We start from the raw sequence: 15,193 nt of genomic DNA on the forward strand, positions 1-15,193 counted from the left end.
ATGTCAGGAAAAATACTTTTGGTAGAAGACAGCGAAGACGATATAACACTTACACTCAGAGCGTTAAAAAAGAAAAACATAGCCAATGAAGTCGTTATAGTGAGGGATGGCGTGGAAGCGCTGGACAAACTCTTCGGAAGAAATGGAGAAAACTTGGTGAAACCTGCGCTAATTCTCCTGGATCTTAAACTACCAAAGCTGGATGGCCTGGAAGTGCTCAAAGAGATCAGGAAAAATGAAAAAACCAAAGGATATTCGGTAGTGGTTTTAACCACCTCTAACCAGGAAGAAGATATTGTTAAAAGCTACTCCCTGGGAGCAAATAGTTATATCAGAAAACCTGTTGATTTTGCCCAATTTACCGAAGCGGTAGGCCAGCTTGGGCTGTACTGGCTTGTATTAAACGAACCTAATCCTGTAATAAATGAATGAGGAGTTGAAAATACTGGTTATCGAAGATTCCGTTGACGACTTTGACCTTTTGGTTAGGGAGATCAGGCGGGCAGGCTATAATGTTTTGGCGGAAAGGATAGAAACTGCCGAAGAGTTGGAAAAAAACCTTGCCCGGCATTGGGACCTGGTGATCAGTGATAACCGGCTTCCGAGGTTAAATGCACCCACGGCCCTTAAACTCACCCGCTCCTTCGATCAGAATATACCTTTTTTTATAGTATCAGGCACAATAGGAGAAGAGGCGGCAGTGGAGGCCATGCGTGCGGGAGCAAATGATTACATGTTAAAGGGAAACTTAAAGAGACTGATCCCCGCTATAGCCAGAGAATTAAAAGAAGCGAATAATCGCCAAAGAAGGAAAGCGGCGGAGCAAAAGCTTGCCAAAAGCCAGAAGATGTATCAGTTTCTGTCAGGAAGCATTGAAGATGCCTTTATAGCATTGGATCATTCGCTCAATATTATTCATTGCAATGGTGCGGCAAAAAAGGAATTTAACGTAAAGAATGATGTACTGGGAGCAGCTATCCTGTCTCTATTTCCCGAGTGGAGAGATACCAGGATCGAGAAAAAGATAAGGTCTGTACAGAAAAACAGCAAATCTGAGCACATTTCGTTTGAGTATGATGGCCGTGAATATTTTGAAGGCAGTATTTATCCTACCGAAGAGGGCGTGTCTATAATTGTAAGAAAGATCACCGAACAAAAGCAGGCAGAAGAAAACCTTCGCAAGATCAATACGGAGCTGGAAACCCTGATGTACCGTATTTCTCACGACCTCAAAGGGCCTGTGGCCTCTATTCTCGGCCTGATCAATATCGGTTATATGGATTTCCACGATGAGGAATTCAGGAATTATCTGGGCATGTTGGATAAGAGCGCTTTCCAACTGAAGAAAACATTGGATGAATTGCTGAACCTGACCCGGATAAAGCAGGGGCAGATCGTTCCGGAGGAAGTTTTCGTCTCCGAAATAATAAGTGATGTAAGCGAAGGACTGAAATATAACGAAGGCTTTTCAAAAGTTGAGATAATGATGAACCTTAATAGCGAACACAGGGTTTGCAACGACAGAAGGTTGTTGTCCTCTATATTTCAAAATCTATTGGAAAACGCTATTAAATACAGAAGCACCGACCGCAATCGTAAATCCTGGGTGATGGTGAGTGCCAATAAGGTCAAAGGCGGCTTGAGGGTACAGGTTCAGGATAATGGGGAAGGTATTTCCAGCAAGTTGCAGGAAAAGGTCTTTGATATGTTTTACCGGGCCAATGAGTATTCTTCCGGTTCAGGTTTGGGTTTATATATAGTAAAAAATGCGGTGGAAAAGATAAAGGGCTCTATAACTCTTGAAAGCAAAAAAGGAGAGGGTTGCCGCTTTGAGGTCACTATTCCCGACCTGGAACAAAACCCTTCGACTGAATGATCGAAAAAATACAACATTCACCGCATCCGGAGACAGAAGACGATCCGCAGCATATTAACATCCTCGTTGTTGAGGATACAGAGGATGATTATAACCTTATCATCAGAAAAATAGAAAATGAAGGCTATCAGGTCAACTCTTTGCGTGTGGAAACGGCTCAGGAGTATGAGAAGGCCCTGGAAACGGATAATTGGGATGTTGTACTCAGTGATAACAGCCTGCCGCAATTTGATGCTATCTCAGCCCTCAAAATTACCAGAAAGAAGTACCCGTTCCTTCCTTTTATTATTGTATCCGGCACTATAGGTGAGGAGGTAGCCGTGGAGGCCATGCGCTCCGGGGCTAATGATTTTTTACTTAAAGACAACCTGGCAAGGCTTGCACCGGCAGTTGAAAAAGAAATCAGGGATAGTAAAATAATTATCTCCAAGGCAGCGGCTGATGAGGCGCTGAAAGAAAGTGAAGAACGCTACCGGCTGCTGGCTGAAAATATCCAGGACCTTGTGTGCCTTCACAATCCGGACGGCAGCTATTTATGGGTGAGCCCATCGGTGTATAAAATTCTGGGATATTCACCGGAAGAGTTAATAGGCAAAAAGCATTTTGACCTTATTCACCCGGATGATACAGCCAACCGGAAAGAAGAATACAGCAACCTGTTCAAAACTAATATTCCCGGTAAAGTGGTGCGCTTTTCATACCGGATGAGGCGCAAAGACGGCATCTATATTTACGTAGAAACTATTCTGCAGCCTGTATTTAAATCCGATGAACTGATCAGGGTGCTGAGTACCTCCAGGGATATCACCGAGCAAAAGCTGGCTCACGATCTGCTGATTGAAAGTGAGGCCAAATACCAGAGCGTGGTTGAATCCATTGCCGAAGGGGTTATATTATATGACGATGAAGGCCATATTGGAGCTTTTAATAAAAGCGCTGCTCAGATTCTGAGGTCTAAGGCAGCAAGTAGCAAGGCTTTTGAGAAAGAGCTTCTGGAGAATTTCCAATTTATCAAGCCAAACATGTCTGTCTACCCTCAGGACGAAATGCCTGCACCTGTAACATTGCGCACAGGTAAGCCCTGCTCACAGGTAATTATGGGTGTGCGAGACCGGGGGGATCTTATTTGGCTTTCAATGAACTCACAGCCTTTTTTGCAGCCCAATGGCAACGTTGGTGTAGTAGTATCATTTTCCGACATCACCGAACAAAAGGTGTATGAGGACCGGGTTACGGCAGTCGCCCAGGAGCTGACCAACCTTATTGATACTGCTAACGCACCCATTTTTGGCATTGATTGGAATGGTAAGATCAATGAATGGAACCAGGTGACAGCAAAGATCACAGGGTATGCAAAATCAGAGGTAATGGGAAAGAAGCTTATCGATGAGTTTATTCTCGATGGCTACAAAGTGGCGGTTACTGACCTGCTTAAGAATGCCCTGAGAGGAAAGGATGTGACGAACTATGAGCTTCCGATCTATACCCGAAATGGCAAGGTGGTGACCATGCTTTTTAACGCCACTCCTCGCAGAAATCTGCACGCGGAGATCATTGGTGTTGTGGGCGTTGGTCAAAATATCACTGAGCTGATCGAGTATCGGGAGCGCCTGGAACTGAAGGTCGCCGAGAGAACTAAGGAACTTAATGAAGCTTTAATGAAAGAAAAAGAGCTGGTGGCATTGAAATCCAAATTTGTTTCTATGGCTTCGCACGAATTTCGCACTCCGCTGTCAACGATCACTTTTGCCACTAATTTTATTAAAAAATACTTGTCCAGGTTGCAACCCGAGGAGGTACTGCGTAAGCTGGATAAGGTAGAAGAACAAGTGGGGCATATGACCTACTTGCTCGATGATGTATTGCTTATCGGAAAGAGTGAGTCAGGAAAGATCAAGCTTCATCCGGTTGTAATCAACATCAGCGACTTCTGCAAAAAAATAATTGAGGAGGTTTCCCATAGCACTAAAAATACTCATAAGATCTTATTCTCAATTTCATGCAAAACCAAAGAGATCAGCATAGATGAGAAGCTACTGAGAAATATATTGATCAACCTGCTTACCAATGCGATTAAATTTTCTCCCGGAAAGGACAAAGTGTTGTTAGACGTAATATGTACTGCTTATAAATTAACCATGCTGGTTAGAGACTGGGGTATGGGTATAGAAAAAGAAGATCAGGAAAAGATCTTTGAGCCTTTTCACAGAGCCAGTAGCGTTGGAGCCATACAAGGCACAGGCTTGGGCTTATCAATAGTGAAAAAGGCCATAGAGCTGCAAGGCGGAACTATTGAGGTAAACAGTGCGGTTGGAAAAGGCACGGCAATAAAGATTGAGATACCATTTGCATGAAAAAAATATTAATTATTGATGATACGCTGCATCTGCTGGAAGAGATCAGCGATATTTTACGCATGGAAGGTTATGAGGTGATTACAGCCTATGATGCTTTTGATGGCATGAGAAAGATCAGCACGTCTAATCCGCATCTGATCATTACGGATATACTCATGCCTGAAATGGATGGATTTGAACTTATATCGAAGATAAGGTCAGTAGACAAACATCAAACTACCCCTATTATTGTACTTTCTGCGCAGGCCGCTAAGGAAAATATGCAAAAAGCTGAAGAACTTAAAGCAAATTTATACCTTAGAAAGCCTTGTACTGCGGATGAATTGTTATCTTCCATAGAAAAATTGCTTAACTAATATCCATGGCACTTATAAGAATATTGTTAGTAGATGATCATGCCTTAATGCGAGAAGGTGTTGCGTCAATGCTTAAGAATGTAGAATTCATAGACGTAGTCGGAAAAGTGGAGAGCGGTGAAGACGCGATCAATGCCGCTCAGGACCTTAATCCTGATATTATACTCATGGATATTATGATGAAAGGGATGACTGGTATCGAGGCGTCTCGTTGGATCAAAGAACAAAACAGCAACATAAAAGTAATCCTGCTTTCGGGTGAAGTAAACCAGGATTTTATTTCGCTGAGCGCAAAGGTAGGGGTAAATGGCTACCTGCCAAAAGATGTTAGCAAAGAAACGCTCGTTGACGCGATCAAAAAGGTATACGCAGGTGAGAAATATTTTAGCCCTACGGTAATGAATATTGTTTTTGAGCAGTTTTATCAGCAGGAGTCGGACGAAAAAAAGCCGGTACAGAAAAGTAAGGATCTGACCACTCGCGAGTTTGAGGTGCTGGAACAGGTTGCTCTGGGAAAGTCTAACCAGGAAGTAGCTGACTCATTGTTTATCAGCATCAAAACTGTAGAAACACATAAAACCAATATTCTTTCAAAGCTAGGGTTAAAAAATACGGCAGAACTGGTAAAGTACGCCATTAAAAATAACATTATCGAACTCTGATAGCATCACTTAGTAGTGGTTGTCAGTAATATCCCCTAAGTCAGGTTCGGGGTTTCCCCCGGCTTCCCTTAGATGAACTCTGAGTTTGAACATACAGTTTTCATAACACCCTGTCCGCACCTGTGATAAAGGTCGCTATATCCTCTTTTCTCGCCCCTTTTTATCAGCAAATTTCTGATTTTTTACTTTCAGGGATACCCTCATAAAATGCCTCTTGTGTTTGTCCACTTTTGCATAAAGAATTTTTTAATATGAGAGCTGACAACAGATTTTTTGCAGGACTTATTCAATTAGGTGTTTTCCTTTTGACCTTGCTTGCTCTTACGTTTTATGCCAACGCTCAAGGATTATCTTCAAGCCAGGATGTGTCTTCGGATATTAGGGTGGAGGAAGAAAATAATTCGATTTTCAAATACAGAGGTATTGAAGCTTCCTTGGGCACGAGGCATTTATTTTTGGAAAGTGATATTCCGGAGATCAGTAATCTTGAAGTATTGCAAGAGGGCGGTAATGCCGCATTTACCTTTGGCAATAGTTACAGCCGCATTACACTTAGGCTAATCGGGCTTTATTATTCAGCCGCGAGTATCAGCAGGACTATAGATATGCTGGAAATGGAGCTGAGCTCTAATATTTATGCGTTCAAGGCCATGCACATTCCCTCTGATAGATTTGATTTTTACTTTTTAACTGGGGTCAGCAATCAACTTCTGAGGTTCTATGGCCACTATATTGACAAAGCTGATCGCGCTGAAAGCAAAGGAGCTGCGGGCCGGGAGCCTTACCTGGGAAGGATCAGCATGATCAATCTTAATCTGGGAGTAGGAATAGAATATAAGATAGAGCGAGAAAGGGATTTTGTCCATGTTTTTCTGGAGGGAAAATCCGGTTTCCCTCTAAGTACGGTAGCTGATACAGAGGCCTTTGACAACACCCGTATTGAAGACATTTATGCACTCAATATTGGAGTGAGGTTTGGCAGGAAAAATTAATTACAAAGCAATGAGAACACCACTAAGCATTAAAGAAATGAACCTGCTCCTGAACAGGGAGCTGTCTGAAGCGAATACCGTACTGGATAAATTCGTTTATAGCTGTTCTCATGATCTTAAAGGACCACTGGCATCTATTAAGGGGTTGATCCGTTTAGCAGAGAAATCCTCCAGAAATGATGTAACGGATGAATGCCTGCACCTGATCAACGAAAGTGTGGTGCGCATGGATAATTTCATCAAATCGCTTGAAAGCTTCGTGGCCAACGCCAGGGGCCCTGTATTGAAAAATGAAGTAGACCTGCTTGGCATCATCAATCGTATTTTAGAAGAGAGAGTAGAGCATGCAAAGATCCACAAGATCAAGCTGCGGGTAAGGGTTAAGCAAATGCAAAAATTCTACTCTGATGACGCGAGGCTTAATGTAATACTGCACAACCTTATCGAAAATGCCATCAACTATCAGGACATGAAGAAGACTGAGAAATTTGTAGATATAGAGGTAAAGGTTAGCACAGAGCAGGCGCAAATAGAAATATGTGATAACGGAGAGGGAATAGCCAAAGAGGCTATGTCTGATATTTTCAAAATGTTTTATCGCTCTTCAGAAGCCTCCAGAGGGTCAGGCCTTGGTCTTTATATAGTTCAGGAAGCGGTTACCAAGCTGAGAGGAGAGATCTCTGTGGCCTCTTCAAAGGGCGTAGGAAGCAATTTTGTGGTGAAAATTCCAAATACCAAATAATTTTTTAACACTAAAATTTTTTAAACTCTAAGATCAAAAATGAAAAAGTTAGTACTCGGTTTTTTAGTATCATTAACATTTACAGCCTGCGACATCCAGATAGACTCTCCTTTTGATCTGGATGGAGAGAAGGTCTATATTATAAAAGAGGGAGCTCATGAATCCAACCGGACCCCAAAACCATTTGATAAAAAAGCCATGAGCTTTGCCGCAAAATTTGATAAAAGCGCTATCTATGAAACACAAATAGAAGAAAATCAGGCTGATATAAATAAGCTACTGGGCTTCTCAGACTGTAATAATCACCATCAGGATAACAGCGCCAGGTTTGGATGGAGATGGTATAACGAGCAGCTCGAGATACATGCTTATTGCTATGTAAATGGCAACCGAACCATCAAATACATTACCAGTGTCTCATTAGATCAAATGAATGATTATAAAATTGAAATCGTAGATAACAAGTACGTTTTTACAGTTAACAATACTGTCCGGGTGGAGGTAAATAAAAATGCTAACTGCTCAGGGGGTATCAATTACATGTTGTTTCCTTACTTCGGAGGTGATGAGACTGCACCGCATGACATTAGCGTGACAGTGCATATGGACTAAAACCAGCAAACGATCTGCCATCTGAAGGCCCACATCCATCGGATACTATAATTTTCGATGGATGTTTTTTTCATAATAGATTCTATTTCCGACTGGTGAAATGAACGAAGAACGGAAACAGCGGCATCATTGCGCACCATCTCTGATCTGGAAAATGCCGCAGTCAGCATTTTGATGCTATGATAGGCAAACCAATGGCGGTGCAGGTCATTGATTACCATTCCCAATGATGCTTGCATTCGTAGCTGACCGAAGAGCGCAGCCAACTGCTCATTGGTAAAGTGATGGGTAAACAAAGTAGAGGTTACAACATCAAACGACAGTGCTTTAAACTCATCAGAGAAAATGTTGATAGCCTTATAACTTATTTCAGGATATTCCCTGGTATTTTTTTCAGCAAAGGCCACAATGTTGGGGTTGGCGTCAATGCCGATCAGCTCGATGTCCAGCTTTTTTTTCCGACCCCACCTGGCAATAAGCTTAAGCATATCGCCACCTCCACAACCCAGGTCTACTATTTTCAGCTTCCTGATGGGTAGCGCTGCGTTTGTCACCAGCCTGTTAAGCCCGCTTATAGTCACCTGATTGCCACCAAGCCATTTATTGATCACCTCCAGCTCACGCAAAGTCTGATCGATCACCTCTCCGGAGCTCTCCAGGTCGTCCATCAGTTCGGCTTCGTTGCTTCGGGATGCAAATTTTGATGCCATCAGCAATAGTTTATAGTTAGCAGCATACTTTCCAGTGTGAGGCCGGGACCAAAGGCTAGTCCCAGTATGTTTTTTCCTTCATCGCTCTTTTGCAGGCGCTCATAAATTAATTTCAGCACAAATAACACAGTAGGGGACGACATGTTTCCGAAGCCTGCCAATACTTCATGGGCGGCAAAATTTTCCGTTTTGCTTATACCCAGCTCATTCTCTATCACCTGCAGTATTCTTTTTCCACCCGGGTGGATGGCATAATAATCAAATTTTTCGATCCCGGATCGTACTTTGAGTTTTTGTACTAATGATTGTATTCCTGATTCTATACAGTCAGGGACATAAGCCGACAGCCGCATCTCGAATCCAAAGTCACCAATTTTCCAGGCCATGTCATCATGCCCGTTGCGATAAAGATCGTTATAAAAAGCACTTGTTTTCAAATTGATCCCCGGTTCCGGCTTTCCTTTTACCAACAGGGCAGCAGCCCCATCGCCAAAAAGTGCATTTGAGAGCAGATAGTCTTCTGTTTTTTCCTTTTGGAAGTGAATACTGCACAACTCCACACATACTACCAGCACCTGTGCTTCTTCGTTTGCCGTACATATGGCATTGGCAACTTTTAGGGCGTTAAATGCAGCATAACACCCCATAAAATGTATTCCGGTCCTTTCCACATGAGTATTTAGCCCTAACAGGTCTACGAGCTCTATATCCAGACCGGGAGCATACATACCTGTACAGCTTACTGTGATCAGGTGTGTTACCGCCTTGGCAGGTGTGTTGTGTAGCGCCTCTTTGGCGGCCCGCTGGCACAAGGGAAGTGCCTCTTGCTGAAACAACCGCATACGCAGGCCTGTTGACGGAAATGGCTCCAGTGCGTCATTGTCTGGGTAGAATGTATTTTGAATAGGGGACTTATAATCTTCTATGACGGAATATCTGGATCTTATCCCGGCAGCACGGTAAAGCACCCTGAGCTCCTTCGCCTCAGAAGGGCTTAATTGGTGTGCCTTGGTCATAAACTGAAGTACTTCTTGCTGATTAACCTGATGGTCGGGGTTAGCCGTTCCTATAGATGTTATATATGAGCTCATTTACTCAATAATAATAAATTAAAAATTGATAACTTGGGACAAACCACTATCAATATGTTTAAAAGATCAACCTGGCTGCACCTGCGGATACCATTCTCATTTTTCTTACTCCCTGTTTTTTTGTTTGCATTAGCCATTTCTCCAAATATTAATGTTAGCAGGATCATCATTGTTTTCATCAGCTTACATTTTTTTCTCTACCCGGCAAGTAATGGTTTCAACAGCTATTTTGACAAGGATGAAAAAAGCATAGGCGGATTAAAGCATCCGCCTAAGGTAACAAAGGGGCTTTACTATACGGCCCTGTTTTTTGATTTCATAGCGATAGTTCTTGGCCTTATGATCAGTTGGGAATTTGCCATCATGCTTTTTGTCTATGGACTGGTATCCAAGGCTTATAGCCATCCAGCAGTGAGAATTAAGAAGTACCCCTGGCTGAGCTGGTTTATTGCCGGTTTTTTTCAGGGTACTTTCACCTTTCTAATGGCTTATATGGGACTTAATGCATTTGATTTTATGGTATTCGGTCAATGGCATGTTGTCTTTCCCGGATTGCTTACTTCTATGATACTGTGGGGCTCTTATCCTATGACCCAGATCTATCAGCATGAGGAGGATGTAAAACGTGGAGATATCACGCTGAGCTACCGGCTTGGGCTGAGAGGGACTTTTTATTTTACAGCCTTTTCTTTTTCAATAGGAGCAGCTATGTTTTTCTACTACTTTTTGGAGTACCATCAGGAAAAGTACGCATGGCATTTTATTTTGAGTATGGCTCCGGTCGTTCTGTATTTCGGTTATTGGTATCTGCGTGTGCATAAGGATGCTTCCAAAGCGGATTATTCGCACACCATGCGACTTAATACTGTGTCTGCATTATGCCTGAATATATTCTTCATCTGGTTTTTTCTTGACAGTAGTCAGGTGCTGCAGGCTTTAAAGGCGGGATATTAGGTGAGCGGTGAGTTGTAAGCCCGAAGACCGAAGCCATCCCCGAATTCAAGTCGGCAATCGGCAATTTTTTAGTCTTTAGTCGTGAGTCTTGAGTGGAAGACGAGTTTGCATCGAAACCACGCGAACTACTCTCCTCCCGGGAGGAGATACAGAGGTGGGTAAGGGAGTCGGAAGTTCACCCTTCTGTTCTTCGGGCATCTTCCCAGGCCGGGGAGACTTTAGCGATGAGGTTCGGTGCTCTTCAGTTTGTCCACCTCCGGCCTTTGGCCACCTCCGCCAGCGGAGGACAGTGCTAATAAAGTTACGATAATTTGATTTAGCATTTTCCCGAGGACAAGTTGGCAATCGGCAAGGGCAATCGGCAATTTTTTAGTCTTTAGTCGTGAGTCTTGAGTGGAAGACGAGTTTGCATCGAAACCACGCGAACTACTCTCCTCCCGGGAGGAGATACAGAGGTGGGTTAGGGAGTCGGAAGTCCGAAGTCGGAAGAACGGTCAATTGTTATGGTTGGTGCTTCTGCCTACTGATTTATTGTTTGCTTGCTGCTTGTAGCTATAATGGTATTAAAATTAAAAAGCCCCCGAAAATCGGGGGACTTTATTAACTCGCTTTTAAAAGTTTATCTTGTTTTAATTTGTAGGTCCTGATCTCTTTCTTCTCTAAATCAAACCAGGCACATTCCACTAAGTAAGAGCTTTTATCTTTGATGTACTTCAAGACTTCCATCACTTTTCCATCTCTTCGATTCTTCACCCGCTCTCCTTTCTTAAAGAGTCTTTTCATAGGCAATTCCAACTATTTTAATTCAAAGATCTTGTTCTTTAGTTACTATAAGTATACGAAATTTTTCTAACCTTGGATGCATAAAACGAAATTTTATATGGCTTTTATGACAATCCCAACGCATAATAGTAAGTGCCAGGTGTATTTTCGTATACTCCCTCTATCAGGATGCCTCCCTCCTTACCTTCCAGTGTTTTAACAACATCTTCTTTTGACTTCACGGCCTTACCATCAATTTTTGTTATGATAAACCCGGCACGCATATCGGTAGATTTCCTGATGAGGCCGGGGCGAAGCGACTTTACGCGTACTCCGGAGTTGATATTGAGCTTTTTAAGTGTTTCTTTATCCACAGATTCAAGCTCGGCCCCTAGTTTGGTCAATACCTCTTTTCGTTCTACTTTTACGATTTCAGTAGTGCCCTCCCGGTTCTTTAATGTAACAGTATGCTCTTTTTCCTGACCCCCACGGTTTACAGTAACCTTTATCTTATCACCAGGTCTTTTACTACCAATGTACCCGATCAATTGAGCAGTGTTGTTAATATCTCTGCCATCAATAGCCACAATTACGTCTCCTTCTTTTACTCCTGCGTCTCTGGCTCCGCTTGAAGGATCAACACCCATTACATATGCTCCGGAGATAACTTTAAGATCCTGATCTTCCATCAGTTTCTTAGTTACATTTTGGATCTGTACACCCAGCCAGCCTCGCTGTACAGTACCATAAGCCATCAGGTCTTCTACTACCTTGCTCACAATATTAGATGGTACCGCAAATGAGTAACCGGAGTACGAGCCTGTGGGACTGGCAATTGCCGTGTTAATACCGATCAGGTCACCATTAAGGTTGACTAATGCTCCTCCGCTGTTTCCGGGGTTAACGGCAGCATCGGTTTGAATAAAAGATTCAATAGCTGTTGTCAGGTTATCACCGGTAATATTTTCACTTTGAAGTATGCCGATGCTTCTTCCTTTGGCACTGATAATGCCAGCGGTAACTGTTGAATTCAGATTAAAGGGATTTCCGACTGCTAATACCCATTCTCCTACTCTGGTGGCATCGGAATTCACGAATGACAAGTAGGGCAATCCTTTTTCTTCAATTTTGATAAGCGCTATATCTGTGGCCGGATCGGAGCCGATAATCTTAGCGCTGTAGCTTCTGTTGTTATGAAGCGTTACATCTATTTCATCGGCATTCGCTATAACGTGGTTGTTCGTAACTATATATCCATCGGAGTTAATGATCACACCACTGCCGCTACCCACCCGTGGCATTGGCTGTCGTCCATCTTCTCTCAGGAAGGGGCCAAAAAAGTCTCTGAAAGGCTCCGGGATCTGCTGGCGTTGGTCCTGTGCGGTATAGCTATTAGTTTGCCTGGACGTGATATGCACTACTGTCGGCATTACTTTTTCCGCTGCAGCGGTGAAATCCAGGGGTGCAAACTCTCCTTTTTCATTTTTACTGTAAACTGCCTTTATTGCAGGTACGCTATCCACATGCTCCACTTTCAGCACCTTGCTATCATTCAGATCAAAGACCTGAAAAGAGCCTATGGTTAACGCACTGCCCAGTACTGCGGCAGCAATTAATGCGCTAAATCTTTTCATTTTTTAACAATTTTAAGTAAAACATTCATTGACCGGATTGACAATCAAAAGTTTCAAACTAATTCTGCTGATCCTGAAGGTAAGATGAGCAGGCGCAACCGGCCTGCTCGTAAGTTTTACGAAATATCGATTACTCTTGATGCTTTTTGCTTGGCTTCTTCCTTTTTAGGGATCGTAAGCCTCAAAATACCCTCATCGTATTTCGCATTGATCTTGTCGCTTTCTACCGTGTTGGGTAGGGTAAAGGACCTTCTGAAAGCCTGGTAATTAAACTCTCTTCTGGTATATTGACCTTCTTCACTTTTCTCTTCCTTATCCTCCTTTCGTTCGTAAGAAATAGTCAATGTATTGTTATCTAATTCTATTTTAAAATCCTTTTTACTCATACCAGGAGCAGCAACCTCTACCTCAAACTCATTTTTGTTCTCCTTGATATTAACGGCAGGCATACTCGTGGTCCTCTCTATGTTGGACCAATCATTTCCTAAAAAGTCATTAAAGAAAGTAGGAAACAAATCATTTGATCTTCTAACAAGTGACATAATACCTCCTTATTTAATCAGTTTAACATCATTAGTTTTTACTAATAAGAAACAACTCTTGTGCCAGACATGATGTGGAGCGCTAAGTATGAAAAAATGACAGTAGAAGGGCTTCCGAGGTCTTTAAATTTGTCAGCCTGAGGCTGAAATTAATTTTTAAAATTACTTTACAAGTTCCCCGTCCTTGTACTCGTATTCGATGCTAACATTGCCTTCCTGGTCGTACCATTTCGCCAGTCCATGTCGCTTGCCGTTAACATATGGGCTCTCTTCCAGTAGCTTGCCATCAGGATAGTATATCTTCACCACCCCTTCCAATTTTCCATTTATATATTCCCTTTTTTCTTTGGTTCTTGCCCGGTTGTACTCAATGTAGCTACCGTGTAGCTCTCCGTTGTGATAGTAAGCCTTTTTTTGTATTTGGCCTGTATTTTCCAGTTCCACAAAAACCCCCTGCTGTATGCCATTTACATAACTCGTTACCGACTTCACAACCCCGTTGGGAAAATACTCTGTCCAGTTGCCGCTTTTCTTGCCCTCAAGATAGTCACCTTCAAACTGTATGTTCCCGTCAGGATAATTAATAGATACTTTTACCAGATCAGAATTATCTTCATAAGGTTCTTTTGTGGCCCCTGCGGGAAGCTCAGACAGCCCCTCAATGGTTGCTTCGCTAAATTTCTCCTGCTGATTACAGGCAATTATACTTATGGAAAATAAAATTGCTAGTATCTTTTTCATAGTCACGTGTTTTAAGGAATAATTTGCAAAAAATGATCTCAATATTAAATAATACAATGATAATGGAAAAAACGAACAGCTATTTTTTTATTGAAATAATGGCTGATAGTACTAATTTACACCTACTAACGGTGCGATGAATAATATGAGAGTTACCATTCACACACTGTGTTGAAGAATTATGAAAGATACCATTTATCAACGTATTGACCCTGCCCCGGGATTGACAGAATTCATCGATTGCTACTGGATCATTGAAAATCTGCAGCAGGAGGAGGTCAGGGAGCAAAAGATCATACCGGATGGCTATACCGAACTGATATTTCATTATAGCGATGCCTATGAGATCAAGCTGGAAAGCGACTGGCAGACCCAGCCCTACAGCCTGGTGGCAGGACAGATCAGAAAGCACTTCTTTCTTAGAAATACGAGACATGTCGGAATGGTGGGCGTCAAACTTAAGCCAACAGCGCTTGCTGAATTGTTCGGTCTAAAGATGAATCAGTTGGCAGACAAAGTAGTGGATGCGCAAAAGCTTATACCTGGGGTGGATAAGTTAGCACTAAGGCTCAGAAGCGCTACTGACAACCAGAAGCGAATTGTGATGGTGGAGGACTACTTTAAAGAGGTGCATTCTCGTGGTGCAATTCAGAACAAGGTAAGGATGGCTATTGAGATGATGCGAAAGGGTAGCCGCCAAATAAAGGAAATTACAGAAGCTATTGGTTTGAGTGAAAGGCAGTTGGAGAGGCTGTTTAGCCATTATGTTGGGCTATCCCCTAAGTTTTATGCTCGCATACTACAATTCAATACCATCTTTGAACTGATGCAAAAAGGAGATCCTTCGTGGAGTGATATCGTTTTCGAATCGGGTTATTTTGATCAGTCTCATTTTATCAAAAGCTTTAGGCAGTTTACGGGTGAAGACCCTTCGAAATACATTTTTGACCAACCTGATATGGCCAATTTTTTTCTGAGGAGATGTTAATTTAACGTGAGTTCGATATAGTAGAACCGATTAAATTGTATTCGTACCCAAAAATAACCTAAAAACCTCTTTTAAGGTCATTCTGCCTGTCCCGAACTTGCCTTCGGGGAGGCACGAAGAATCTTACTAAGTTCAAGGATACTACCAACAACTTAGGAAGATCCTTCTCCCGAA

At 42.5% G+C, this 15,193-nt stretch carries 16 protein-coding genes; 10 read left to right on the forward strand and 6 right to left on the reverse strand.

What is annotated here, in order from left to right:
* The 8 genes from C900_RS06815 (at window position 1) to C900_RS06850 (ending at window position 7,597) form a co-directional block, all read left to right on the forward strand.
* Window positions 1-432 carry a response regulator gene (locus tag C900_RS06815; protein ID WP_009578968.1) on the forward strand — a complete coding sequence of 144 codons (432 nt, stop codon included), beginning with the start codon at window positions 1-3 and terminating at the stop codon, window positions 430-432.
* Window positions 425-1,876: a sensor histidine kinase gene (locus C900_RS06820; RefSeq protein WP_009578969.1), complete on the forward strand. Its 1,452-nt coding sequence runs from the start codon at window positions 425-427 to the stop codon at window positions 1,874-1,876. The genes C900_RS06815 and C900_RS06820 overlap by 8 nt, the downstream gene beginning before the upstream one ends.
* Complete coding sequence (locus C900_RS28180) at window positions 1,873-4,230, forward strand: hybrid sensor histidine kinase/response regulator (RefSeq protein WP_009578970.1); 2,358 nt, start codon at window positions 1,873-1,875, stop codon at window positions 4,228-4,230. The genes C900_RS06820 and C900_RS28180 overlap by 4 nt, the downstream gene beginning before the upstream one ends.
* Window positions 4,227-4,589: a response regulator transcription factor gene (locus tag C900_RS06830; RefSeq protein WP_009578971.1), complete on the forward strand. Its 363-nt coding sequence runs from the start codon at window positions 4,227-4,229 to the stop codon at window positions 4,587-4,589. The genes C900_RS28180 and C900_RS06830 overlap by 4 nt, the downstream gene beginning before the upstream one ends.
* 5 nt (window positions 4,590-4,594) lie before the next feature.
* Window positions 4,595-5,251 (forward strand): response regulator transcription factor, encoded by a 657-nt coding sequence (locus C900_RS06835; RefSeq protein WP_040495970.1) that lies wholly within the window; start codon window positions 4,595-4,597, stop codon window positions 5,249-5,251.
* A gap of 251 nt (window positions 5,252-5,502) precedes the next feature.
* Window positions 5,503-6,243 carry a hypothetical protein gene (locus C900_RS06840; RefSeq protein WP_009578973.1) on the forward strand — a complete coding sequence of 247 codons (741 nt, stop codon included), beginning with the start codon at window positions 5,503-5,505 and terminating at the stop codon, window positions 6,241-6,243.
* A gap of 10 nt (window positions 6,244-6,253) precedes the next feature.
* Window positions 6,254-6,985 carry a sensor histidine kinase gene (locus C900_RS06845; protein WP_009578974.1) on the forward strand — a complete coding sequence of 244 codons (732 nt, stop codon included), beginning with the start codon at window positions 6,254-6,256 and terminating at the stop codon, window positions 6,983-6,985.
* Between the two features lie 39 nt (window positions 6,986-7,024).
* A complete protein-coding gene (locus tag C900_RS06850; protein WP_009578975.1) occupies window positions 7,025-7,597 on the forward strand; it encodes a hypothetical protein in 573 nt (190 codons plus the stop codon).
* On the opposite strand, the gene C900_RS06855 is transcribed toward C900_RS06850, so the two are convergent.
* Both C900_RS06855 and C900_RS06860 read right to left on the reverse strand, forming a co-directional pair.
* Entirely contained in the window at window positions 7,594-8,307 is a 714-nt protein-coding gene (locus C900_RS06855; protein ID WP_009578976.1) for a methyltransferase domain-containing protein, read from the reverse strand. The genes C900_RS06850 and C900_RS06855 overlap by 4 nt on opposite strands.
* The gene (locus C900_RS06860) at window positions 8,307-9,398 is read right to left on the reverse strand and encodes a type III polyketide synthase (RefSeq protein WP_009578977.1); all 1,092 of its coding nucleotides are present in this window, start codon (window positions 9,396-9,398) and stop codon (window positions 8,307-8,309) included. Before C900_RS06860 ends, C900_RS06855 begins: the two co-directional genes overlap by 1 nt.
* 54 nt (window positions 9,399-9,452) lie before the next feature.
* On the opposite strand from C900_RS06860, the gene C900_RS06865 reads away from it, so the two are divergent.
* Window positions 9,453-10,352: a UbiA family prenyltransferase gene (locus C900_RS06865; RefSeq protein WP_040495974.1), complete on the forward strand. Its 900-nt coding sequence runs from the start codon at window positions 9,453-9,455 to the stop codon at window positions 10,350-10,352.
* A 600-nt stretch (window positions 10,353-10,952) separates the two neighbouring features.
* Here C900_RS06865 and C900_RS06870 read toward each other — a convergent pair.
* From C900_RS06870 to C900_RS06885, 4 genes are all read right to left on the reverse strand, one after another.
* A complete protein-coding gene (locus C900_RS06870; protein ID WP_009578979.1) occupies window positions 10,953-11,135 on the reverse strand; it encodes a hypothetical protein in 183 nt (60 codons plus the stop codon).
* A gap of 104 nt (window positions 11,136-11,239) precedes the next feature.
* Window positions 11,240-12,748, reverse strand: a complete 1,509-nt coding sequence (locus tag C900_RS06875) for a Do family serine endopeptidase (RefSeq protein WP_009578980.1) — start codon at window positions 12,746-12,748, stop codon at window positions 11,240-11,242.
* Between the two features lie 116 nt (window positions 12,749-12,864).
* On the reverse strand, window positions 12,865-13,290 hold the full coding sequence (locus C900_RS06880) for an Hsp20/alpha crystallin family protein (protein WP_040495976.1): 426 nt from the start codon (window positions 13,288-13,290) through the stop codon (window positions 12,865-12,867).
* Window positions 13,291-13,452: 162 nt separating this feature from the next.
* Complete coding sequence (locus C900_RS06885) at window positions 13,453-14,031, reverse strand: toxin-antitoxin system YwqK family antitoxin (RefSeq protein ID WP_009578982.1); 579 nt, start codon at window positions 14,029-14,031, stop codon at window positions 13,453-13,455.
* A gap of 181 nt (window positions 14,032-14,212) precedes the next feature.
* Here C900_RS06885 and C900_RS06890 point away from each other — a divergent pair, with 181 nt between their 5' ends.
* Window positions 14,213-15,019, forward strand: coding sequence for a helix-turn-helix domain-containing protein (locus C900_RS06890; protein WP_009578983.1), 807 nt, complete (start codon window positions 14,213-14,215; stop codon window positions 15,017-15,019).
* The last annotated feature ends 174 nt before the right edge of the window (window positions 15,020-15,193 follow it).

The organism is Fulvivirga imtechensis AK7 (genome assembly GCF_000331535.1).
Taxonomy (GTDB): domain Bacteria; phylum Bacteroidota; class Bacteroidia; order Cytophagales; family Cyclobacteriaceae; genus Fulvivirga; species Fulvivirga imtechensis.